The sequence below is a fragment of the Pseudomonas sp. B16120 genome, from assembly GCF_044218845.1.
GTDB lineage: Bacteria > Pseudomonadota > Gammaproteobacteria > Pseudomonadales > Pseudomonadaceae > Aquipseudomonas > Aquipseudomonas paracarnis.
In genome coordinates, this window is sequence record NZ_CP162588.1 from 4,083,828 (window position 1) to 4,103,930 (window position 20,103).

At 58.3% G+C, this 20,103-nt stretch carries 23 protein-coding genes and 1 tRNA gene; 6 read left to right on the forward strand and 18 right to left on the reverse strand.

Annotated features, from left to right (window positions below; genetic code table 11):
* Window positions 1-29 precede the first annotated feature (29 nt).
* Window positions 30-446, forward strand: a complete 417-nt coding sequence (locus tag AB4P90_RS18945; protein ID WP_395605285.1) for a hypothetical protein — start codon at window positions 30-32, stop codon at window positions 444-446.
* Entirely contained in the window at window positions 347-1,498 is a 1,152-nt protein-coding gene (locus AB4P90_RS18950; RefSeq protein ID WP_227778907.1) for a tyrosine-type recombinase/integrase, read from the forward strand. Before AB4P90_RS18945 ends, AB4P90_RS18950 begins: the two co-directional genes overlap by 100 nt.
* A gap of 82 nt (window positions 1,499-1,580) precedes the next feature.
* Here the strand turns inward: AB4P90_RS18950 and AB4P90_RS18955 are convergent.
* The 9 genes from AB4P90_RS18955 to thrS form a co-directional block, all read right to left on the reverse strand.
* Window positions 1,581-1,657: transfer RNA gene (locus AB4P90_RS18955), tRNA-Pro, on the reverse strand.
* A gap of 90 nt (window positions 1,658-1,747) precedes the next feature.
* Window positions 1,748-2,104, reverse strand: coding sequence for a MerR family transcriptional regulator (locus AB4P90_RS18960; protein WP_003174972.1), 357 nt, complete (start codon window positions 2,102-2,104; stop codon window positions 1,748-1,750).
* On the reverse strand, window positions 2,085-2,387 hold the full coding sequence (ihfA, locus tag AB4P90_RS18965; RefSeq protein ID WP_002553164.1) for an integration host factor subunit alpha: 303 nt from the start codon (window positions 2,385-2,387) through the stop codon (window positions 2,085-2,087). Before ihfA ends, AB4P90_RS18960 begins: the two co-directional genes overlap by 20 nt.
* Before the next feature lie 3 nt (window positions 2,388-2,390).
* Window positions 2,391-4,769 (reverse strand): phenylalanine--tRNA ligase subunit beta, encoded by a 2,379-nt coding sequence (gene pheT, locus AB4P90_RS18970; RefSeq protein WP_395605286.1) that lies wholly within the window; start codon window positions 4,767-4,769, stop codon window positions 2,391-2,393.
* Between the two features lie 26 nt (window positions 4,770-4,795).
* Window positions 4,796-5,812 carry a phenylalanine--tRNA ligase subunit alpha gene (pheS, locus tag AB4P90_RS18975; RefSeq protein WP_003192486.1) on the reverse strand — a complete coding sequence of 339 codons (1,017 nt, stop codon included), beginning with the start codon at window positions 5,810-5,812 and terminating at the stop codon, window positions 4,796-4,798.
* A 109-nt stretch (window positions 5,813-5,921) separates the two neighbouring features.
* The gene (gene rplT, locus AB4P90_RS18980; protein WP_003192488.1) at window positions 5,922-6,278 is read right to left on the reverse strand and encodes a 50S ribosomal protein L20; all 357 of its coding nucleotides are present in this window, start codon (window positions 6,276-6,278) and stop codon (window positions 5,922-5,924) included.
* A 29-nt stretch (window positions 6,279-6,307) separates the two neighbouring features.
* Window positions 6,308-6,502 carry a 50S ribosomal protein L35 gene (gene rpmI, locus AB4P90_RS18985; RefSeq protein ID WP_002553160.1) on the reverse strand — a complete coding sequence of 65 codons (195 nt, stop codon included), beginning with the start codon at window positions 6,500-6,502 and terminating at the stop codon, window positions 6,308-6,310.
* Between the two features lie 59 nt (window positions 6,503-6,561).
* Window positions 6,562-7,113: a translation initiation factor IF-3 gene (infC, locus tag AB4P90_RS18990; RefSeq protein WP_015884933.1), complete on the reverse strand. Its 552-nt coding sequence runs from the start codon at window positions 7,111-7,113 to the stop codon at window positions 6,562-6,564.
* Window positions 7,113-9,035 (reverse strand): threonine--tRNA ligase, encoded by a 1,923-nt coding sequence (gene thrS / locus AB4P90_RS18995; protein WP_003192490.1) that lies wholly within the window; start codon window positions 9,033-9,035, stop codon window positions 7,113-7,115. Before thrS ends, infC begins: the two co-directional genes overlap by 1 nt.
* A 364-nt stretch (window positions 9,036-9,399) precedes the next feature.
* Here thrS and AB4P90_RS19000 point away from each other — a divergent pair, with 364 nt between their 5' ends.
* On the forward strand, window positions 9,400-9,714 hold the full coding sequence (locus AB4P90_RS19000; protein ID WP_019820908.1) for a hypothetical protein: 315 nt from the start codon (window positions 9,400-9,402) through the stop codon (window positions 9,712-9,714).
* A 289-nt stretch (window positions 9,715-10,003) separates the two neighbouring features.
* Window positions 10,004-10,216 (forward strand): cold-shock protein, encoded by a 213-nt coding sequence (locus tag AB4P90_RS19005; RefSeq protein WP_003192493.1) that lies wholly within the window; start codon window positions 10,004-10,006, stop codon window positions 10,214-10,216.
* A gap of 67 nt (window positions 10,217-10,283) precedes the next feature.
* On the opposite strand, the gene AB4P90_RS19010 is transcribed toward AB4P90_RS19005, so the two are convergent.
* Together AB4P90_RS19010 and AB4P90_RS19015 are read right to left on the reverse strand one after the other, a co-directional pair.
* Window positions 10,284-10,604 carry an I78 family peptidase inhibitor gene (locus AB4P90_RS19010; RefSeq protein WP_003192494.1) on the reverse strand — a complete coding sequence of 107 codons (321 nt, stop codon included), beginning with the start codon at window positions 10,602-10,604 and terminating at the stop codon, window positions 10,284-10,286.
* 144 nt (window positions 10,605-10,748) lie between these two features.
* Window positions 10,749-11,054, reverse strand: a complete 306-nt coding sequence (locus AB4P90_RS19015) for a hypothetical protein (RefSeq protein ID WP_014719123.1) — start codon at window positions 11,052-11,054, stop codon at window positions 10,749-10,751.
* A 156-nt stretch (window positions 11,055-11,210) separates the two neighbouring features.
* Between AB4P90_RS19015 and AB4P90_RS19020 the strand changes: the two genes are divergently transcribed.
* The gene (locus AB4P90_RS19020; protein ID WP_014719124.1) at window positions 11,211-11,417 is read left to right on the forward strand and encodes a hypothetical protein; all 207 of its coding nucleotides are present in this window, start codon (window positions 11,211-11,213) and stop codon (window positions 11,415-11,417) included.
* Window positions 11,418-11,446: 29 nt separating this feature from the next.
* Here the strand turns inward: AB4P90_RS19020 and AB4P90_RS19025 are convergent, their stop codons facing one another.
* The 7 genes from AB4P90_RS19025 to AB4P90_RS19055 are packed head-to-tail and all read right to left on the reverse strand — an operon-like array spanning window position 11,447 to window position 18,415.
* A complete protein-coding gene (locus AB4P90_RS19025; protein ID WP_395605287.1) occupies window positions 11,447-12,475 on the reverse strand; it encodes a nucleoside hydrolase in 1,029 nt (342 codons plus the stop codon).
* A gap of 27 nt (window positions 12,476-12,502) precedes the next feature.
* Window positions 12,503-12,907, reverse strand: a complete 405-nt coding sequence (gene rbsD / locus AB4P90_RS19030; RefSeq protein WP_019820905.1) for a D-ribose pyranase — start codon at window positions 12,905-12,907, stop codon at window positions 12,503-12,505.
* Window positions 12,904-13,821, reverse strand: a complete 918-nt coding sequence (rbsK, locus tag AB4P90_RS19035) for a ribokinase (protein WP_395605288.1) — start codon at window positions 13,819-13,821, stop codon at window positions 12,904-12,906. Before rbsK ends, rbsD begins: the two co-directional genes overlap by 4 nt.
* A gap of 23 nt (window positions 13,822-13,844) precedes the next feature.
* A complete protein-coding gene (locus AB4P90_RS19040) occupies window positions 13,845-14,867 on the reverse strand; it encodes a LacI family DNA-binding transcriptional regulator (RefSeq protein WP_014719128.1) in 1,023 nt (340 codons plus the stop codon).
* A 3-nt stretch (window positions 14,868-14,870) separates the two neighbouring features.
* Entirely contained in the window at window positions 14,871-15,848 is a 978-nt protein-coding gene (locus AB4P90_RS19045) for an ABC transporter permease (RefSeq protein ID WP_032903933.1), read from the reverse strand.
* On the reverse strand, window positions 15,845-17,398 hold the full coding sequence (locus AB4P90_RS19050; protein ID WP_019820902.1) for a sugar ABC transporter ATP-binding protein: 1,554 nt from the start codon (window positions 17,396-17,398) through the stop codon (window positions 15,845-15,847). Before AB4P90_RS19050 ends, AB4P90_RS19045 begins: the two co-directional genes overlap by 4 nt.
* 57 nt (window positions 17,399-17,455) lie before the next feature.
* Complete coding sequence (locus AB4P90_RS19055; RefSeq protein WP_014719130.1) at window positions 17,456-18,415, reverse strand: sugar ABC transporter substrate-binding protein; 960 nt, start codon at window positions 18,413-18,415, stop codon at window positions 17,456-17,458.
* A gap of 565 nt (window positions 18,416-18,980) precedes the next feature.
* Between AB4P90_RS19055 and AB4P90_RS19060 the strand changes: the two genes are divergently transcribed.
* Window positions 18,981-20,069, forward strand: coding sequence for an asparaginase (locus AB4P90_RS19060; protein ID WP_019820900.1), 1,089 nt, complete (start codon window positions 18,981-18,983; stop codon window positions 20,067-20,069).
* Window positions 20,070-20,103 lie beyond the last annotated feature (34 nt).

Genomic DNA, 20,103 nt, shown 5'->3' on the forward strand with positions numbered 1-20,103 from the left:
CGCCCAGCGCGGCGCGGAGCAGTACCGCTATGGCAAACAAATCTGCCGCCCAGGTAGCGCCAATCCCGCCCCGATTCATCCGGGCCGGTGATGCCTACGGCTACCTCGGCATGTGCCGGGACGAATTCAACAAGACGGTACGCCCTAACGTCCGCGAATTCCCCATTGGAAAACAGGGGGTCGGGTTTGATCGGCTGGAGCTTGACGCGTGGGCTGACGCCTACGTCGAAAGCAAGTCGATTGAAAAGGCGACCAATCAGGACAACAATCAGCCCCGCAGCGAGCGCCATGCGCGGGCCACAGGAGCAACGCCATGGCCCAAAAAGCAATCACCGGCCTCCAGCAAATGCCGAACGGCATCTGGAAGATCGACAAAAAATACAGAGGAGAGCGAATTCAAGAGAGTACTGGCACTTGTAACCGCGCCGAAGCAGAACAGTACCTGATCCACAAGCTGGAGAAGTTGCGCCAGCAGAAGGTGTACGGCATTCGGCGTGTTAGGACCTGGCGGGAGGCGGCGACTCGCTTCCTGCTTGAAGTGAAGGATCAGGCGTCCATCCACATTTCGGCGACCTATATGGAGCAGCTCGACCCGTTCATTGGTGACATGCCGCTGACTCACATTGATGACGATGCGCTTGCCCCATACGTGCGATCGAAGCTGAACCCGGCGACGGGCAAGCCGGTCACGAACAGGACTGTGAATATCGCACTACAGCGGGTTATCCGGGTTTTGAACCTCTGCGCACGAAAGTGGCGAGATGAAGAGCGACGGCCATTGCTCGACGTGGTTCCGATGATTTCTCTGCTGGATGAGAAGACGAACAGCCGGAAGCCCTACCCGCTTTCGTGGGAAGAGCAGTCGATCCTGTTCGCCGAGCTTCCGGCACACCTTCAGACCATGGCAATGTTCAAGGTCAATACGGGGTGCCGGGAGCAGGAGGTTTGCAAACTTCAGTGGAATTGGGAGATTGCCGTACCTGAGCTGGGAACGAGTGTGTTCCTGATACCGGCTGGATTTGGAGGAAGGAGCGCAAGGGCTGGAGTGAAGAACCGGGACGAGCGCCTGGTCGTGATGAATGACGTTGCCAAGTCAGTGATCGAGAAGCAGCGCGGAAAGCATCCGCTCTACGTGTTCCCGTTTGGCAAGCCAGATGGCGAGGGGAATGAAACGACGGTTCACCGCATGAACGACTCAGCCTGGAAGAAGGCGAGGATTCGGGCGGCGAAGAAGTGGCAGGAGAAGTTCTTGCGGCCGGCACATGACGGCTTTGCCAGAATCCGCATACACGACTTGAAGCACACCTTTGGGAGAAGGCTGCGTGCTGCTGGCGTGACAGAGGAGGATCGGAAAGCGCTGCTCGGCCACAAGAACGGAAGCATTACCAGCCACTACTCGGCGGCGGAGCTGGATCAGCTTATTGCGGCGGCAAACAAGGTATCAGCAACCGACTCGCGCGCACCAGCGCTGACTATTCTGAAAAGGAGGGAAGCGTGAAGAAAAAGGCCAGGGTCACTAGGAAGGTCACTATGGCAGAAACAACAAAGCCGCTAAAAAGCGGCTAAGTCATTGAAAAATATGGTCGGGACGGAGTGATTCGAACACTCGACCCCTAGCACCCCATGCTAGTGCGCTACCGGACTGCGCTACGCCCCGACTAGGCGTGTTACTGGGTTCGCTTCTTAACGAAGCGAACCGGAATATACCGCAAGCTTTTGAAATGTGAAAGTATTTTTAAAGCTTGAATCATTTTTTCAGCACCACCAGTACATCTTCCAATTCGGAGATCATCTGGCGGATCAGTTGCTTGTATTGGGTGGTGTCGTCTTTGGCTTCATCACCGGACATACGCTGACGTGCGCCGCTGATGGTGAACCCCTGGTCGTACAGCAACGCGCGGATCTGTCGGATCATCAGCACGTCCTGGCGCTGATAATACCGACGGTTCCCGGTGCGTTTGACGGGGTTGAGTTGAGGAAACTCCTGCTCCCAATAGCGCAGCACGTGCGGTTTTACCGCACACAGCTCGCTGACTTCACCGATGGTGAAGTAGCGCTTGCCTGGGATGACGGGTAGCTCGTCGTTATGACTTGGTTCCAGCATAAGCCTCAACTCGGGCCTTCAACTTCTGCCCTGGACGAAAGGTGACCACACGGCGAGCCGTGATCGGGATTTCTTCTCCCGTTTTTGGATTGCGGCCAGGCCGCTGGCGTTTGTCTCGCAGGTCAAAATTGCCGAAACCGGACAATTTGACCTGTTCGTTGTCTTCCAGAGCGTGTCTGATCTCTTCAAAAAACAGCTCAACCAATTCCTTGGCCTCGCGCTTGTTCAGACCCAACTCTTCGTACAGACGTTCCGCCATCTCAGCTTTCGTCAAAGCCCCCATACGTCACTTCCTTAACGTGGCGTTCAACCTTTGTTCGAGCGAGGTGAGGATATTTTGCGTCGTGGTATTCACCTCATCGTCATTAAGAGTGCGCGATGGATGCTGCCAGGTCAAGCCAACTGCGAGGCTTTTTCTATGCGGATCAATGCCTTTACCCTGATAGACGTCAAATAGCCTGAGGTCTGTCAGCCATTCCCCTGCATTTTCACGGATTACATCCAGAACTGCAGTGGCAGCGACTTCACGGTCGGCAATCAGGGCCAGGTCGCGACGCACTTCAGGGAAGCGCGACAACTCGCTGAATTTAGGCATCTTGCCCGACGCAACTTCAGCCAAGACTAGCTCAAACACAAAGACTGGACGGTCCAGCCCCAAGGTTTTCGACAGTTCTGGGTGAATGGCGCCCACGAAGCCTACCAAGCGACCTTCACGCTCGATACGTGCAGTCTGGCCTGGATGCAAGGCTGGGTGGCTACCCGGCACGAACGTAAAGGCGTCCAGCGCACCGGCAAAGCCGAGCACCGCTTCCACGTCTGCCTTGACGTCGAAGAAGTCCACGACCTCACGGCCTTGCGCCCAGCCTTCTGGCAGACGGCTGCCGCAAACGACGCCCGCCAGCATCGGCTCTTGCTTCAAGCCATCAAGCTGGCCGACGAAACGCAAGCCGCTTTCGAACAGACGCACGCGGTCTTGCTGGCGGTTCAGGTTGTGGGAAAGCGCCTTCACCAGGCCCGGCCACAGCGACGAACGCATGGCAGCCATATCGTTGGAGATCGGGTTAGCCAACAGCAACGGCTCAACGCCAGGGTTGAACAGTTCGAACTGTTTTGGATCAATGAAGCTATACGTCACGGCTTCCTGGTAACCACGGGCAACCAGCAGGCGACGCAGTTCAGGCAGGTGCGCACGCGCTTCGGCCTTGGGTTGCGGTGCCAGGCGTGCTTGCGGATAGCGAACCGGCAGACGGTTGTAACCGTACAGGCGCGCCAGCTCTTCGATCAGGTCGACTTCCAGGCTGATGTCGAAGCGATGGCTAGGTACTGCAACTTGCCACTGCCCTTCCCCGCCCGCGGAAATACCCAGGCCGAGCGCGGACAGCAGTTGCTCGATTTCAGCCGGTTCGATGACTAGGCCGAGCATTTGCTCGACGCTTTTGGCACGCAGGGTGATCGGCGCAATCGACGGCAGGTACTGTTCGCTGACGGTTTCGGTGATCGGGCCGGCTTCGCCACCGGTGATTTCCAGCAGCAGGCCGGTGGCGCGCTCCATGGCTTCACGGGCGAGCTTCCAGTCCACACCACGCTCGTAGCGGTGCGACGCATCGGTGTGCAGGCCGTAGGAACGAGCCTTGCCAGCGATCGCGATCTGGTCGAAGAACGCGCTTTCAAGGAATACGTCACGGGTGGTCGCGGATACACCGCTGTGCTCGCCACCCATCACGCCGGCAATCGCCAGGGCGCGAGCGTGGTCGGCGATGACCAGGGTGTCGGCACGCAGGCTGACTTCCTGGCCATCGAGCAGCACCAGTTTTTCACCCTCTTCGGCCATACGCACGCGGATGCCGCCGTTAATTTCGGCGAGATCGAAGGCGTGCAGCGGCTGGCCGAGTTCCAGCATCACATAGTTAGTGATGTCGACGGCGGCGTCGATGCTGCGCACGTCGGCACGACGCAGGCGCTCGACCATCCACAGCGGGGTTGGCTTGGACAGGTCGACGTTACGGATCACACGCCCCAGGTAACGCGGGCAAGCGTTGGACGCCAATACTTCAATCGAGCGTACTTCGTCGTGTACCGCCGGCACGGCAGCAACCACTGGACGAGTGACAGGCGCGTTGTACAGCGCACCCACTTCACGGGCCAGGCCAGCCAGGGACAGGCAGTCGCCGCGGTTGGGGGTCAGGTCGACCTCGATGCTGGCGTCTTCCAGTTCCAGGTAAGCACGAATGTCCTGACCCACTGGCGCGTCGGCCGGCAGCTCCATCAGGCCATCATTGCCCTCACCCACTTGCAGCTCGGCCTGGGAGCACAGCATGCCGTTGGATTCAACGCCACGCAGCTTGGCCTTCTTGATCTTGAAGTCGCCCGGCAACTGGGCACCAATCATGGCGAACGGGATCTTCAGGCCCGGGCGCACATTAGGCGCTCCGCACACGACCTGAAAGGTTTCCGAACCGTTGCTGACCTGGCACACACGCAATTTGTCGGCATCCGGGTGCTGCTCGGTGCTCAACACCTCGCCCACCACCACACCACTGAAAACACCGGCGGCCGGCGTAACGCTATCGACCTCAAGACCGGCCATCGACAGACGAGCAACCAGCTCGTCGCGATCTACCTGCGGGCTTACCCAGCCACGCAGCCATTGTTCACTGAATTTCATCCTGCTCTCCTAAAGATTCGTTACGACTAGCGAAATTGCGCGAGGAACCGCAAGTCGTTGTCGAAGAACAGACGCAAGTCGTTCACGCCGTAACGCAGCATGGCCAGACGCTCAACGCCCATGCCGAAGGCAAAGCCCGAGAACTCTTCCGGGTCGATCCCGGACATGCGCAGCACGTTGGGGTGAACCATGCCGCAGCCCATCACTTCCAGCCAGCCGGTCTGCTTGCACACACGGCAGCCTTTACCGCTGCACATCACGCATTCCATGTCGACTTCAGCCGATGGCTCGGTGAACGGGAAGAACGAAGGACGGAAACGTACCGCCAACTCTTTTTCGAAGAACACCCGCAGGAATTCTTCGATGGTGCCTTTGAGGTCGGCGAAATTGATATCGCGATCAACCAGCAGGCCTTCGACCTGGTGGAACATCGGCGAATGGGTGATATCCGAGTCGCTACGGTACACACGGCCTGGGCAGACAATGCGGATCGGCGGCTTGTTCGCTTCCATGGTGCGGACCTGTACCGGCGAGGTATGGGTGCGCAGCAGCATGTTGGCGTTGAAATAGAAGGTGTCGTGCATCGACCGGGCCGGGTGATGGCCTGGGATGTTGAGCGCCTCGAAGTTGTGGTAGTCGTCTTCGACCTCAGGGCCTTCGGCAATGCCGTAGCCGATGTGGGTGAAGAACTGTTCGATACGTTCCAGAGTCCGGGTGATCGGATGCAGACCGCCCGACGCCTGGCCACGACCAGGCAAGGTCACGTCAATGGACTCGGCGGCGAGCTTGGCCGCAAGATCGGCCTCCTCGAGCGACGCCTTGCGCGCATTGAGAACCTCTGTGACACGCTCCTTGGCGACGTTGATCAGCGCACCGACTTGCGGACGCTCTTCAGCGGGCAGATTTCCCAGGGTCTTCATCACCTGAGTCAATTCACCTTTCTTACCAAGGTAGTGAACCCGGATTTGCTCCAGGGCATTTACATCTTCAGCGCTTTGCACAGCCTCAAGGGCTTGGGCGACGAGCGCGTCCAGGTTTTCCATGTACAGACTCCAGATACAAAATAGGGGAAGAGCTTGAAGGCTCTTCCCCTATTTATGACGTTTACCACCTTGGGCTACAGGAGTAGCCCAGGGTGACTGTCGGGGGTACTTAAGCCAAAGAGGCTTTAGCTTTCTCGACAATCGCAGCAAACACCGCTTTTTCGTTCACGGCCAGTTCAGCCAGAACCTTACGGTCGATTTCGATGGACGCTTTTTTCAGGCCAGCGATGAAACGGCTGTAGGACAGACCGTTAACACGCGCACCAGCATTGATACGAGCGATCCACAGAGCGCGGAACTGACGTTTTTTCTGACGACGGTCGCGGTAGGCGTATTGGCCTGCCTTGATTACCGCTTGCTTGGCAACACGGAATACGCGTGAACGCGCGCCGTAGTAGCCTTTAGCAAGTTTCAGAATTTTTTTGTGACGCTTACGGGCCATGACGCCACGCTTTACACGAGCCATGAGTTACTTCCTCTATTCTTGAACCAAAATTAACGAAGGCGCAGCATGCGCTCGACTTTTGCCACGTCAGACGGATGCAGCAAGCTGCTACCGCGCAGTTGACGCTTACGCTTGGTCGACATTTTGGTCAGGATGTGGCTCTTGAAAGCGTGCTTGTGCTTGATGCCGTTAGCAGTTTTCAGAAACCGCTTAGCAGCACCACTTTTAGTTTTCATCTTTGGCATGTTCGGTACTCCGCATTCAGTTGATAAACATAATCAGAAGGCCTGCCGTGCCCTGTTGATTACTTCTTCTTTTTCGGGGCGATGACCATAATAAGCTGGCGTCCTTCCATCTTAGGATGCTGTTCGACCGAACCGTACTCGAGCAGGTCAGCTTCAACCCGCTTGAGGAGTTCCATCCCCAGCTCCTGGTGGGCCATCTCACGGCCGCGGAATCGCAAGGATACCTTGGCCCTGTCCCCATCACTCAGGAAACGTACCAGGTTGCGCAGTTTTACCTGGTAATCCCCTTCCTCCGTCCCTGGACGAAACTTGATTTCTTTTACTTGAATCTGCTTCTGGTTCTTCTTCGCTGCGGCAACCTGCTTCTTCTTTTCGAAGATCGATTTGCCGTAGTCCATCACCCGACAAACAGGTGGGATTGCATCGGCGGAGATTTCCACCAGGTCCAGCTTGGACTCTTCTGCAATACGAAGCGCTTCATCAATCGAGACGATGCCAATCTGCTCGCCATCAGCGCCAATTAACCGAACCTCGCGTGCCGAGATATTCTCGTTGATCGGGGCTTTCGGTGCAGCTCGTTTATCTTGTCTCATTTCACGCTTAATAATAATTACTCCGAATCTGGGCGACCACGCCGGGAAACCGCTTGCGCGAGGAACTCAGCGAACTGGGCGACGGGCATCGAGCCCAGGTCAGCACCTTCACGAGTACGCACAGCGACAGTCTGCATCTCGACTTCCCGATCTCCGATAACCAAGAGATAGGGAACCTTGAGCAAGGTATGCTCGCGGATTTTAAAGCCGATCTTTTCATTTCTCAAGTCGGACTTGGCACGAAACCCGCTTTCGTTGAGAGTTTTTTCAACTTCAGCGGCAAAATCTGCCTGTTTATCAGTGATATTCATGATCACTGCCTGAGTCGGAGCCAGCCACGCAGGGAACGCGCCCTCGTAGTGCTCGATCAGGATACCGACGAACCGCTCGAACGAACCGAGGATCGCCCGGTGCAGCATAACCGGGTGTTTACGGCTGTTGTCTTCGGAGACGTATTCGGCTCCCAGACGGATCGGCAGGTTAAAATCGAGCTGCAGGGTACCACACTGCCAGACACGGCCAAGGCAATCTTTGAGCGAGAACTCGATCTTCGGACCGTAGAAGGCGCCCTCACCCGGCTGCAGATCGTACGCAAGGCCCGCACTGTCGAGCGCAGCGGCCAGTGCCGCTTCAGCGCGATCCCACAGCTCGTCGGAACCGACGCGCTTTTCCGGACGAGTGGACAGCTTCATCTCGACTTCGGTAAAGCCGAAATCGCGATAAACGTCCATGGTCAGCTTGATGAACGCTGCGGACTCGGCCTGCATCTGCTCTTCGGTGCAGAAGATGTGGGCGTCGTCCTGGGTGAAGCCACGCACGCGCATGATGCCGTGCAGCGCACCCGATGGCTCGTTACGGTGGCAGGCACCGAATTCGGCCAGGCGCATCGGCAACTCGCGGTAGCTCTTCAGGCCCTGATTGAAGACCTGCACGTGGCACGGGCAGTTCATCGGCTTGATGGCGTAGTCGCGGTTTTCCGACTGGGTGGTGAACATGTTGTCGGCGTAGTTGGCCCAGTGCCCGGATTTCTCCCACAGGCTGCGATCGACCACCTGTGGAGTCTTGATCTCCAGGTAACCGTTTTCGCGCTGCACCTTGCGCATGTACTGCTCAAGCACCTGGTACAGGGTCCAGCCATTCGGGTGCCAGAACACCATGCCCGGCGCTTCTTCCTGAAGGTGGAACAGGTTCAGGCGCTTGCCGATCTTGCGGTGGTCGCGCTTTTCGGCTTCTTCGATGCGCTGGATGTAGGCGGCCAGCTGTTTCTTGTCAGCCCAGGCAGTGCCGTAGATCCGTTGCAGTTGCTCGTTCTTTGCATCGCCGCGCCAGTAGGCACCGGACAGCTTGGTCAGCTTGAACGACTTGAGAAAGCGCGTGTTCGGCACGTGCGGGCCACGGCACATGTCGACGTATTCTTCGTGGTAGTACAGGCCCATGGCCTGCTCGTCCGGCATGTCTTCCACCAGGCGCAGCTTGTAGTCTTCGCCACGCGCGGTAAACACGTCGATCACTTCGGCACGGGGGGTGACTTTCTTGATGACGTCGTAATCTTTTTCGATCAGCGCGTGCATGCGCTGCTCGATGGCCGCCAGGTCGTCCGGAGTAAAAGGACGCTCATAGGCGATGTCGTAATAGAAGCCTTCTTCAATGACCGGGCCGATCACCATCTTGGCGGTTGGATACAGTTGCTTGACCGCATGGCCAATCAAGTGCGCGCAAGAGTGGCGAATGATCTCCAGCCCCTCTTGGTCCTTGGGCGTGATGATTTGCAGGCTGGCGTCGCTGGTGATCAGGTCGCTGGCGTCAACCAGCTTGCCGTCGACCTTGCCGGCCACGGTGGCCTTGGCCAGGCCAGCACCAATGGATGCGGCGACCTCGGCTACGGAAACCGGATGATCGAATGAACGTTGACTGCCGTCGGGAAGAGTAATAGTTGGCATGGCGCCTCCTCTCCTAGTGGTGACCCCTACCAAAGGTCACGTGGGTTGGGATGAGCCAGTACAAGATCCAACACCAGGCCGTTCAATGAAGAACGCCTGCCTTACAGCGGCAGGAGCCTTTCGGCCAACCGATAATCGAACCAGAGTGACTGGAGTGAACAAAAAGGACCTGGCAAGGCGGCAAATGGCGCGCCCGGAAATAGCCAGGCAAGGATGCTAGCACAGATGAACGGTCATCGCTTCGGCCAAGCGTTGGGTAAAGAGCAATTCATGGCTTTATAGCTGCGAAAGTGAACTTGAGCTGTACGCAGGGCCTCAAAGCCACTGAGAATCGCCGTTCGTCCTCGACCCAAAGGAGCATCCCATGATGCGTTTTACCTCTACCCTCGCTGTCGCCGCTACCCTGAGCCTCCTTTCCCTCGGCGCGCAGGCTGCAGCGCCTTCCAACTGGCCAGCCGGCGCCCGTGACGCCTTCGTCAACGACTGCAGTGCCGCCGCCAGCCAGAACGTGGACGTCAAGACCGCCAAGGCCCACTGCGAATGCGGCGCTGACAAGATCAATGCCGAATTGAGCACTGCCGAGATCAAGGAATTGATGACCAACCAGAACGCCAGCCCGGAGCTTAAAAACAAAGCGGTCGCGGCTATTTCGTCCTGCAAAGTGGTGAAGAAAAAGTAAGATTGGCTGACGATTCGACGGCCATTTCGCTGGAAAAACAGCCTGAAAACTGCCATTTCACACAAATTATGCAGGTTTTACGGCTTTTTTTAACAGCTGATATTTCGTCGCAAAGCCCCGTAAATCGGGGCTTTCAGCCGAATGATGAATCAAACGCAAAGCGATTGATTAGCAAACAGTGCCTTGGGGGGGCTCCCAAGCCGAACATTTCGACTATGATAGCCCAGTGTGCCCAGTTGGCCTGAGCAGCACAGCACTACTGAAAATATATGTTTCTTGGAGATACACCATGTCTAATCGCCAAACCGGCACCGTTAAATGGTTCAACGATGAAAAAGGCTTCGGCTTCATCACTCCTACAGGTGGCGGTGACGACTTGTTCGTACACTTCAAAGCTATCGAAAGCGACGGTTTCAAAAGCCTGAAAGAAGGCCAAACCGTTTCCTTCGTGGCTGAGAAAGGCCAAAAGGGTATGCAAGCTGCACAGGTTCGCGGCGAGTAATTCTCCGCTGAGCTAAAAAAACCCCGTCCATGTGACGGGGTTTTTTATGGGTAATGCAAAAGCCGTATCAGCCGCAGTTAACCCGGTTGATCACCAGATTGTTGTCGGTGTTCAGGTTCAAGCGGTCGGAGCGATATTCCAGCGTGATCATGTCATTGGGCTTGAGAATGCGTGCATTCTGCGCGCCGGCACGTGTGCGAGCTTGCTCCAGCAACTGGGGCGAGGCCTTCTGGCCGATGGCGAACTCTGCAGCCTTCGACTCACAGCGGCTATGACCGGCATCGGTCGCAGTGGCAGCTTTGCCTGGCTCAGAGGCACCCGGGGTGCTGCAACCTGCCAACGCGAGCGCAGCCAACAAAGTACCGAATGATGCGAGCTTCCAAGGCATGAAGCCTCCTATGATAAAAAGTGGAGAGAGATCGTGCGACATCAGTCAAAGCGATTGGTTTCAAGACGTTAACCGCTTGTGGGCAAGTCTGCCTGACTCACTGCTGGCAAGCGCCCTGTCAATCGTGACTAGATATGAACGCACTTAGTAGATGTCGATATAGTCTGACGTCGCTGTAGGCCAATTCTGCTTCAGCGCGTTAAAAATCTGCATGACCCACACTTCATCACTGGCCGCCACGAGGCCGACATAACCGGAACCCTTGGCCCAGGTCTCCAGGCGAAACAGCAGGCCACCGATATCAGCCCCCCCGACTACGCCGGAAGAAATGTAGGCAACGCCTGCCTTGCTCACCCGCAGCTGGGTATGTTCGTCGTCACTGGCGCTGCCAAGCAGTTGGCGCACGGCCTCCAGCGTCAGGTTGTCGGGGTTGCTCAAATCGATTTGCACGCGGTGTTTCCGGGCCATTTAACAGGCCGACAGTGTCGCACAGCCGCTGCTTCATGCCTAAGTAGCAGTGCCAAATGCCGTACAAAATGCTTAACTGCGCCCCTCTGGAACGGCGTTCCAGTGCACTACCCCGCATTTTCAGCCCGTGAGATTTCCATGACCACCGTAACGCTTCAAGCCGACATCAAAGCCAAGTGGCCCCAAGGGCAAAGCTCCTACAGCCCCGGAAGCCCGGAAGAACTGGCGATCATTGGTATCGATCTGTTGGTCAAGGAACTGGGCACCCAGGCGGCGCAAGCGTTCATCGGCCAGATATTCGAGAAATACCCGGCCGACTACAGGGGCGCCCAAGAGCGCGATTAGAACCGGGCGACGAGTGCCGCCCCGCTAACTTACTTCAGACGCGCCAGGCGCTCGGTCAACAGATCGAAGAAGCCCTGGGCGTCGCCATTCTCAACCCAGAACACATTCTTTGGCTGCTTGAGCCCATCGTACCAATCGACGATGGTCTGGCCGAAGGTCGGGCCTTCGCGGCTGTCGACTACCATATTGGCCTCACGACCGCTGAACAGCGAAGGCTTGAGCAGGTACGCCACCACGGTAGCGTCATGGACCGGGCCACCCGGAATGCCGTAGTGCTCCATATCGCCTTTGACGTACTCATTCAGAATACTGCTGACGACCTTGCTCGCGTTGTTGTTCAGGTCCGCAATCTTCTTCAGGCGGGCGTCGCTGGTGAGGACTTTATGGGTCACGTCCAACGGCAGGTAGGTCAACTTCACACTGCTTTTGAGCACGATCTCCGCCGCCACCGGATCGGCGAACAGGTTGAACTCAGCCACTGGGGTGATATTGCCGCCATTGAAGTGGGCGCCGCCCATCACGACCACTTCCTTGATGCCCTGGGTGATTTCGGGCGCTTGAGTCAGTGCCAGTGCCAGGTTGGTCTGCGGGCCGAGCATGGCGATGGTGATGCTGTGCGGCTTGGCGCTGCTCAGGGTGTTGATCAGATAGTCGACCGCATTGCCTTCGGCCAGACCTTTTTTCGGTTCATGCACCGTGACGCCCGAGATGCCTTCCTTGCCATGAATATTCTCGGCGTAGATCGGTTTGCGCAGCAGCGGCGCTGGCGCACCGGCGTACACCGGGATGTCCTCGCGCCCTGCCCACTCGCGCGCCAGGCGTGCGTTGCGCGAGGTCTTGTCCAGGCGCACATTGCCGGCGACGGTGGTCAGCGCACGAATGCTCAACTCCTGCGGCGAGGCCATGGCGAACAGCAAGGCCACCACGTCATCGGCACCCGGGTCGGTATCGATGATCAGGTCGATTTTTTCCGCCGCTTGGGCGCTTGCAGCAGTGAGCGCGGACAAAAGCAGAACACTCCGGAACAGGTTTTTCAGGGTAGGTAGACCACGTTGCATAAAGCACTCCTTGTCATTGGGGGGACGCTAGAACGTTACGCCGGACACCAGCGCGATATTGCAGTACGGCTGGCATTCGCCAGTGCGCACCACGGCGCGGGCATTGCGGCTCAATTGCTTGAATTGGTCATGGCTGAGCAGGCGGCGCTCACCCAGTGCAGCCTGCTCTGTGAGCGCATTTAGCGCGGTCAGCGCGGGCGGTTGTTTCAGCAGGATCTCTTCTGCCAGCACATGGCTTTCCACCTGCATTTCGCTAAGCACGATGCGCAAGGTGCTGATGAAGTCAGGGATGCCCTGAGTCAGTGCCAGGTCGATCAGTTCGACGCCGGGAGGCACCGGCAGGCCGGCATCGCCGATGACCAGGATGTCGCCGTGACCCAGGGACGCGATCACGCGCGACAGGGCGATATTCAGCAAAGGTGTCTTTTTCATGCGGGCACAAAACCTTGTACGTCGTGCAGCGTAGGAATGGAAGGCTGAGCGCCGGCGCGGGTCACTGACAATGCCGCCGCCACCTGGCCAAAACGGATCGCCCGGGCTTCGCTCTGGCCCGCGGCCAGCGCGGCGGCAAAGCCACCGACAAAGGTATCGCCAGCAGCGGTGGTATCCACCGCCTTGACCTTCGGCGCCACCAAGTGCTCAAAGCTCTTGCCGTCGGCAAACAGCGCGCCTTGGGCGCCAAGGGTGATGATGACCTTACCGGCGCCCGCCTGGATCAGCGCGATCGCGGCGACCTTGGCGCTGTCGAGGGAGTCGACCGTCACGCCACTCAGAGCGCTGGCCTCGCTTTCATTGGGGATCAGATAATCGATCGAGGCATACCAATCAGCGGGCAACGGCCCGCTTGCCGGGGCCGGGTTGAGAATGACCGTCTTGCCCAGTTCGCGCCCCCGCTGGAGCGCATACCCAACAGTCTCCATCGGCACCTCAAGCTGGCAGATGATCACGTCTGCCGCCTGCAGCACAGCGTCGCACGTTCGCAGCGACGCAGGCGTCAGCTCACCGTTGCTGCCGGCCACAATGACAATGGCGTTCTGGCTGCTGTCATCGACCACGATCAATGCCACACCGCTGGAGCCGTCCACCGTGCTGACGGCCTGGCAATCGATCCCTTCCACCAACAGCGCATCGCGCAATTGGCTGCCATAGGCGTCGGTACCGATGCATCCCACCATGGCGACACTCGCCCCCAGGCGTGCCGAGGCGACGGCCTGGTTGGCGCCCTTGCCGCCGGGCACAGTGGAGAACGTCTGGCCGATCAGGGTTTCACCGGCACGCGGCAAGCGACTGGCGCGAGTGACCAGGTCCATGTTCAAGCTGCCTATTACCACTACTTTTGCTGGCATACATCAGTACTCATCAATTCGGTTCAGCGGTATTGGGCGAACACATCAGCCAATGGCGCAGTCGACTCACGCAAAACAATACTGGGCGTCACGATACGTTGATCGATCGGCAGTTGGGGTGTTGCTATTCGTTGCAGTAACAATTCGGCCGCAGTCTCGCCCAATTGCAGGATCGACTGGCCGACCGTCGTCAGCGCGGGGTAGACGTAGCGCCCCATCTGGATGTCATCGAAACCGATGACCGACAGCTCGCCCGGCACCCGCACATTGCGCTCGGCGGCGGCGCGCAGCACGCCAAAACCAATCATATCGTTGCTGGCGAAAATCGCGCTGGGCGGGTGTTGCGATAATAACTCTACGGCTGCGGCATACCCGCCCGTGCTGGTGAAATCGCTTTCCAGGGTACGACTGGCCAACACCTCGATGCCCGCCTCGCGCAATGCACGCTGGTAACCCGCCAGGCGCATCTGCGCCACGCGGGTATGCCCAGGGCCGCCGATACAGGCGATGTCCCGGTGCCCCAGTTCAAGCAAGTGCCGGGTCGCCAGGTAAGCGCCCTCTTCGTGATCGATGCGCACCAGGTCCACATCAATCCCATCCAGCGCCCGGTCGACAATCACCATGGGCGTGCGCACTGCACTCAAGCCCGCGGCAAGGCCACTGTCATCGCCGCCCACGGATGTCACGATCAAGCCATCGACGCGCTTTTCCAGCAACACGCGCAAGTAACTGCGCTGTTTCTCTGCGTCGTCATCCGAGTTGCAGAGGATCACGCAATAGCCATTACGCTCGCAGTAATCCTCGATACCCCGAGCCAGTTCGGCAAAATACGGGTTGAGGCTATTGGGCACCAGCAGGCCGATGGTGGCCGTGGTCTTGGCCTTGAGCGAGCGTGCGACGGCACTGGGCACGTAGTCCAACTGCTTGATCGCCGCCTCGACCTTGATGCGTACCGGCTCGCTGACTGGGCGCGTCTTGTTCACCACATGGGACACGGTGGTGTAGGAAATACCTGCAAGCGCTGCCACATCCTTGATCGTTGCCATGGTTCAGCCCCGCCGACTGGCGCGCTGGCTGCGGTAAGTATCGAGGACCACGGCAATCACGATCACGGCGCCGGTAATGATACGTTTAGTCGGTTCCGTCGCGCCGATCTGTGCCAGCCCAGCGGCCAAGACCGAAATAATCAACACCCCGAAGAACGTACTGATGACCGAACCACGCCCGCCCATCAGGCTGGTACCACCGATCACCACGGCGGCGATCACTTGCAGCTCCAGGCCCGAACCGGCATTCGGGTCCGCCGCTTCCAGGCGCGAAATCTGGAACAGCGCCGCCACACCGGCCAGCAGGCCCATCAGGCTGAACACCAGAATCTTGTATGGCTTGGGGTTAATACCCGCCAGGCGCACCGCTTCTTCGTTGGTACCGATGCCGATCAGGTAACGCCCGAACACAGTACGGGTCAGCACCAACTGGGCCGCGATGATCACCAGCAAGGCGATGATGAACGACGGGGAAATACCAAAAGCAATCGGGTTGGACAGCCAGGCAAACGAGTCACCGATATAAGCGGTGCGCGAGCCCGTCATCTGGTAGGCCACGCCGCGGGCCATCTCCAGCACGCCGAGGGATACGATAAATGACGGAATGCGCCAGGCCACCGTGATGGAACCGGTGATGGTGCCGGCCAACGCCGCGCAGCCCATGCCCAACAGGGCGGCGGGCAACACGCTCCAGCCCCAGCCCAGGATCGCCACGCTGACCGCCGAGGCCGCCAATGCCAACACCGAGCCCACGGACAGGTCGATGCCGCCAATGATCAGGATGAAGGTCATGCCCACCGCGAGCACCATCAGGTCAGGAATCTGGTTGGCCAGGGTGCTGAAGGTGTCATAGGACAGGAAGTGATCGCTGAGCACCGAGAACAGCGCAATCATCGCCAGCAAGGCACCTGCCAGCCCCAGGTAAGTACCCAGGCCATAGAAGTTGCCGCCAGTTTTACCGGGGGAAGTGCTTGTTTTCATGGGGTATTCCTAGGCGCGGCTTCGTTGAGCAGCGCATCACGTTTCTGATAGCCGGCGAAGGCGGCGGCGAGCAATTCGTCCTGGGTCCAGCTGTCACGCTCGAAGGTCTCGATCAGCCGCCCGGCGGACAACACACCGATGCGGTCACAGATCAGCATCAGCTCACGCAGGTCACTGGACACCACTACCAGCGCTTTGCCCTGACGGGTCAACTCACCGAGCAAAGCGTAGATGTCGAACTTGGCACCGACGTCGATACCACGGGTGGGCTCATCGAACAGCATCACCGCGCAATCGCGCTCCAGCCAGCGGCCAATCACCACCTTCTGCTGGTTACCACCCGACAGCTCGGACACCAGTTGCGTCGGGCTGGAACTGCGGATACGCATGGCGTCGATCTGGCGCTTGGCCAGAGCGGTTTCGTTGCGACTGTTGACGACGCCACCGCCGGAAATTTCCGGCATGTTGCCCAGGGCGATGTTGGCGCTGATGGATTGGGTCAGCAGCAGGCCCTCACCCTTGCGGTCTTCGGTGATCAAGGCAATACCATGACCGACCGCGTCCACCGGCGAGCGAATGCTCACCACCTTGGCCGGCGAACCCAAGGCCACGGTGCCGCTGTCGGCCGGGTCGGCGCCGAAGATCAGGCGCAGCAATTCGGTGCGGCCGGCGCCGATCAGGCCGGAAATGCCATAGATTTCACCGGCGCGCACTTCAAAGGACACATCGCGGACCTTGTCCGAACGGGTCAGGCCCTTCACCGTCAAGGCCGGGCCTCCGATGGTGCGCGGGCCCAAATCGATGTGTTCACCCAGTTCGCGCCCGACCATCAAGGTCACCAACTGCTCACTGTTGTAATTGGCCATCGGCTCGACGCAGACCAGCTTGCCGTCGCGCAATACCGCAATGCGCTGGGCGACACGGGCCAACTCTTCGAGCCGGTGAGAAATATAAATGATCGCCACGCCTCGAGCCTGCAGGCGCGTGATTTGTTCGAACAGCATCTCGACTTCACGAGCGGTGAGCATCGCCGTGGGCTCGTCGAGGATCAGTACATGGCAGTCGCCGATCAGGTTACGGGCGATCTCGACCATTTGCTGGTGACCGATGCCCAGGCTGCCCACCAGCGTGTCCGGGTCGATCGCGTCCAGGCCGACTTGGGCCATGGCTTCGATCGCGGCTTTGCGCAGTTGTTTGCGGCTGATCCAGCCACAGCGGCTCGGCAGGTTATCCAGGAATAGGTTCTCAGCCACGGTCAGCGTCGGCAGCAGGTTGAGTTCCTGCATGACCATGCGCACGCCCAAGGCTTCGGCCTGGGTGCGGCTGGCGGGGCGGTAATCCTGACCATTGAATTGCATGTGCCCGGTAGTGGGCGTGACCAAGCCACCGATGATCTTCGACAAGGTGCTTTTGCCTGCGCCGTTCTCACCGGTCAGCGCCAACACTTCCCCGCGATTGAGCGTCAGGGTGATGTCGGACAGAACCGGTTGGGCATAGGTCTTACCGATACCGCTGACCGAGAGGACAGCGTTCGGGGCGGAAGATGACATAGGAAAATCTCCAGGCGCCCGCTCAGGACGAGCAGGCGCTGTTGGGTACTGCCAGGATTACTGCTTGATGACGAGCTCGACCGGGGTTTCGATCACGCCATCTTTGGCATCGACTTTCTCACCCTTGACCAGCTTCAGCGCGTTCTGGATACCAAACACGGCTTGCTGGGCAGCGGCCTGGTCAGCGGTGGCCAACACACGACCGTCCTTGAGCATTGGTTTGATCGCGTCAATGTTGTCATAACCCACAACCAGCACCTTGCCGGCCTTGCCTGCCGCACGCACGGCGGAAACAGCGCCCAGGGCCATGTTGTCGTTACCGGCCAACAGCGCCTTGATATCCGGTGTTTCGCTCAGCATCGCTGCCGCGATCTTGTTGCCTTGGTCGATTTCCCAGTTACCGGATTGGGTGGAAACAATCTTCATGCCTGCCGCGTCCATCGCATCCTTGAAGCCTGCGGTGCGCTGCTGGGCATTGGTGGTAGTGGGTACGCCCTCGATGATGCCGACCTTGTCACCGGCGGCCAGTTGCTTGGCCAGGTAGTCGCCCACCAGCTTGGAGCCTTTGCGGTTATCCGGGCCTACGAACGGGATATTGAGGTTTTTGCTTTTGAGTACTTCCGGGTCCAGGCGGTTGTCGATGTTGACGACTTTGATACCGGCATCGGAAGCTTTCTTCAGCACACTGGCGAGTGCCTTGGAGTCGGCGGGAGCGATGACAAGCGCATCGACCTTGGCGTTGATCATTTCGTTGACAATGGCGATCTGCGCGCTGGTATCGGTTTCGTTCTTGATGCCGTTGGAGATCAACTTGAATTCTGTTGGGTGCGCTTTCTGGTAGTCCTTCGCACCGTCGGTCATGGTGACGAAAAACTCATTGGCAAGGGACTTCATGACCAAACCCACGGTAGGCGTTTTGGCAGCGTCATCGGCAAATGCAGAAGAGAGAGGCAAAGCGGCGGATGCGGCAGCAAGCACAGCAACAGCAAGAAGACGTCCAGCAAATGGCAGCTTCATGGGTTCACTCCGATCTTATGATTATTGTGAGCAACGCTTGCACCGAAGACCCCTTCGGCAGCCCTCCCACTTGGGCGGCTGATACGAGCTGTCACGATGTGCCAAGGGCGCAGTGAAACATCTCGCAAACGTTTGCGTTGAGTAAACTATGAGAACCTTGTCGAGATTTGTCAACGGTAGCAGCAAGGCTTTCACGGACGCCCTCCACGCCCTCCCTTCAGCTATCGGCCGCTGATACGTTTAAGCAAGCTCGCCCTCTCTGACCTTCGCTGAAACGACAGCCTGGGTGGCGAATGATCATGCAGGGTGCCCGGACAAATCGTGAACGCTTTTCGGACAACCGAACACCACAGCCCTTCTCGTTCGGAAAGCCGGACAGCACCGACCCCCACCAAACCGAAATCTTGCTTTAAGTTGTTTTAAATCAATAAGTTAATTTAAAAAAACCAACATACTCAGCCTGGTACAAATCCTGCTCTTTCTCAGCACCTCGCGGCGTTCAGAACCGCCCGGGTGTTCTAGATGAACCTGCTACAGCACTCATCAAAAACCAGAGAGAAAAATAATGAAATCTGCATTGAAGAACGTTATTCCGGGCGCATTGGCCCTTCTGCTGCTGTTCCCCGTTGCCGCCCAGGCAAAGGAAGTTGAAAGCAAGACCAAACTGTCCAACGTGGTCATCCTCGCCACCGGCGGCACCATCGCTGGCGCCGGCGCCAGCGCGGCCAACAGCGCCACCTACCAGGCAGCCAAAGTCGGCATCGAACAACTGATCGCCGGCGTTCCTGAGCTTAGCCAGATCGCCAATGTTCGCGGCGAACAAGTAATGCAAATTGCGTCGGAAAGCATCAATAACGAAAACCTGCTGCAATTGGGTCGCCGTGTCGCCGAATTGGCCGACAGCAAGGACGTGGATGGCATCGTGATCACCCACGGCACCGACACCCTTGAAGAAACCGCCTACTTCCTGAACCTTGTGGAAAAAACCGACAAGCCTATCGTGGTCGTCGGCTCCATGCGCCCAGGCACCGCGATGTCGGCAGACGGCATGCTCAACCTGTACAACGCCGTTGCGGTCGCAGGCAGCAAGGAAGCCCGCGGCAAAGGCGTGCTGGTGACCATGAACGACGAGATCCAATCGGGTCGCGACGTCAGCAAGATGATCAACATCAAAACCGAAGCCTTCAAGAGCCCATGGGGCCCAATGGGCATGGTCGTTGAAGGCAAATCCTACTGGTTCCGCCTGCCGGCCAAGCGTCACACCATGGATTCTGAGTTCGACATCAAGACCATCAAAAGCCTGCCTGACGTTGAAATTGCCTACGGCTACGGCAACGTGAGCGACACCGCTTACAAAGCATTGGCCCAAGCGGGCGCCAAAGCGATCATTCACGCCGGTACCGGCAATGGCTCGGTATCGTCCAAGGTCGTTCCAGCACTGGTGGAATTGCGTAAGCAAGGCGTGCAGATCATTCGTTCTTCCCACGTCAACGCCGGTGGCATGGTTCTGCGTAACGCCGAACAGCCAGACGACAAATACGACTGGGTCGCCGCCCTTGACCTGAACCCGCAGAAAGCCCGCATCCTGGCCATGGTCGCACTGACCAAGACCCAGGACAGCAAGGAACTGCAACGGATCTTCTGGGAATACTGATCCCTGCTGATTCACCTGTAGATGCTTTTGTGGC

What these genes read in the sequence shown, in the direction of transcription:
- AB4P90_RS19025 (WP_395605287.1), bottom strand. Translation starts at nt 12,475, where the DNA reads ATGCAACGTGGTCTACCTACCCTGAAAAACCTGTTCCGGAGTGTTCTG.
- AB4P90_RS19045 (WP_032903933.1), bottom strand. Translation starts at nt 15,848, where the DNA reads ATGAAAACAAGCACTTCCCCCGGTAAAACTGGCGGCAACTTCTATGGC.
- AB4P90_RS19005 (WP_003192493.1), top strand. Translation starts at nt 10,004, where the DNA reads ATGTCTAATCGCCAAACCGGCACCGTTAAATGGTTCAACGATGAAAAA.
- ihfA (WP_002553164.1), bottom strand. Translation starts at nt 2,387, where the DNA reads ATGGGGGCTTTGACGAAAGCTGAGATGGCGGAACGTCTGTACGAAGAG.
- AB4P90_RS19050 (WP_019820902.1), bottom strand. Translation starts at nt 17,398, where the DNA reads ATGTCATCTTCCGCCCCGAACGCTGTCCTCTCGGTCAGCGGTATCGGT.
- AB4P90_RS18945 (WP_395605285.1), top strand. Translation starts at nt 30, where the DNA reads ATGGCAAACAAATCTGCCGCCCAGGTAGCGCCAATCCCGCCCCGATTC.
- thrS (WP_003192490.1), bottom strand. Translation starts at nt 9,035, where the DNA reads ATGCCAACTATTACTCTTCCCGACGGCAGTCAACGTTCATTCGATCAT.
- AB4P90_RS19000 (WP_019820908.1), top strand. Translation starts at nt 9,400, where the DNA reads ATGATGCGTTTTACCTCTACCCTCGCTGTCGCCGCTACCCTGAGCCTC.
- rpmI (WP_002553160.1), bottom strand. Translation starts at nt 6,502, where the DNA reads ATGCCAAAGATGAAAACTAAAAGTGGTGCTGCTAAGCGGTTTCTGAAA.
- AB4P90_RS19060 (WP_019820900.1), top strand. Translation starts at nt 18,981, where the DNA reads ATGAAATCTGCATTGAAGAACGTTATTCCGGGCGCATTGGCCCTTCTG.
- AB4P90_RS18960 (WP_003174972.1), bottom strand. Translation starts at nt 2,104, where the DNA reads ATGCTGGAACCAAGTCATAACGACGAGCTACCCGTCATCCCAGGCAAG.
- pheS (WP_003192486.1), bottom strand. Translation starts at nt 5,812, where the DNA reads ATGGAAAACCTGGACGCGCTCGTCGCCCAAGCCCTTGAGGCTGTGCAA.
- rbsK (WP_395605288.1), bottom strand. Translation starts at nt 13,821, where the DNA reads ATGCCAGCAAAAGTAGTGGTAATAGGCAGCTTGAACATGGACCTGGTC.
- rbsD (WP_019820905.1), bottom strand. Translation starts at nt 12,907, where the DNA reads ATGAAAAAGACACCTTTGCTGAATATCGCCCTGTCGCGCGTGATCGCG.
- AB4P90_RS18950 (WP_227778907.1), top strand. Translation starts at nt 347, where the DNA reads ATGCCGAACGGCATCTGGAAGATCGACAAAAAATACAGAGGAGAGCGA.
- pheT (WP_395605286.1), bottom strand. Translation starts at nt 4,769, where the DNA reads ATGAAATTCAGTGAACAATGGCTGCGTGGCTGGGTAAGCCCGCAGGTA.
- AB4P90_RS19055 (WP_014719130.1), bottom strand. Translation starts at nt 18,415, where the DNA reads ATGAAGCTGCCATTTGCTGGACGTCTTCTTGCTGTTGCTGTGCTTGCT.
- AB4P90_RS19040 (WP_014719128.1), bottom strand. Translation starts at nt 14,867, where the DNA reads ATGGCAACGATCAAGGATGTGGCAGCGCTTGCAGGTATTTCCTACACC.
- AB4P90_RS19020 (WP_014719124.1), top strand. Translation starts at nt 11,211, where the DNA reads ATGACCACCGTAACGCTTCAAGCCGACATCAAAGCCAAGTGGCCCCAA.
- AB4P90_RS19010 (WP_003192494.1), bottom strand. Translation starts at nt 10,604, where the DNA reads ATGCCTTGGAAGCTCGCATCATTCGGTACTTTGTTGGCTGCGCTCGCG.
- rplT (WP_003192488.1), bottom strand. Translation starts at nt 6,278, where the DNA reads ATGGCTCGTGTAAAGCGTGGCGTCATGGCCCGTAAGCGTCACAAAAAA.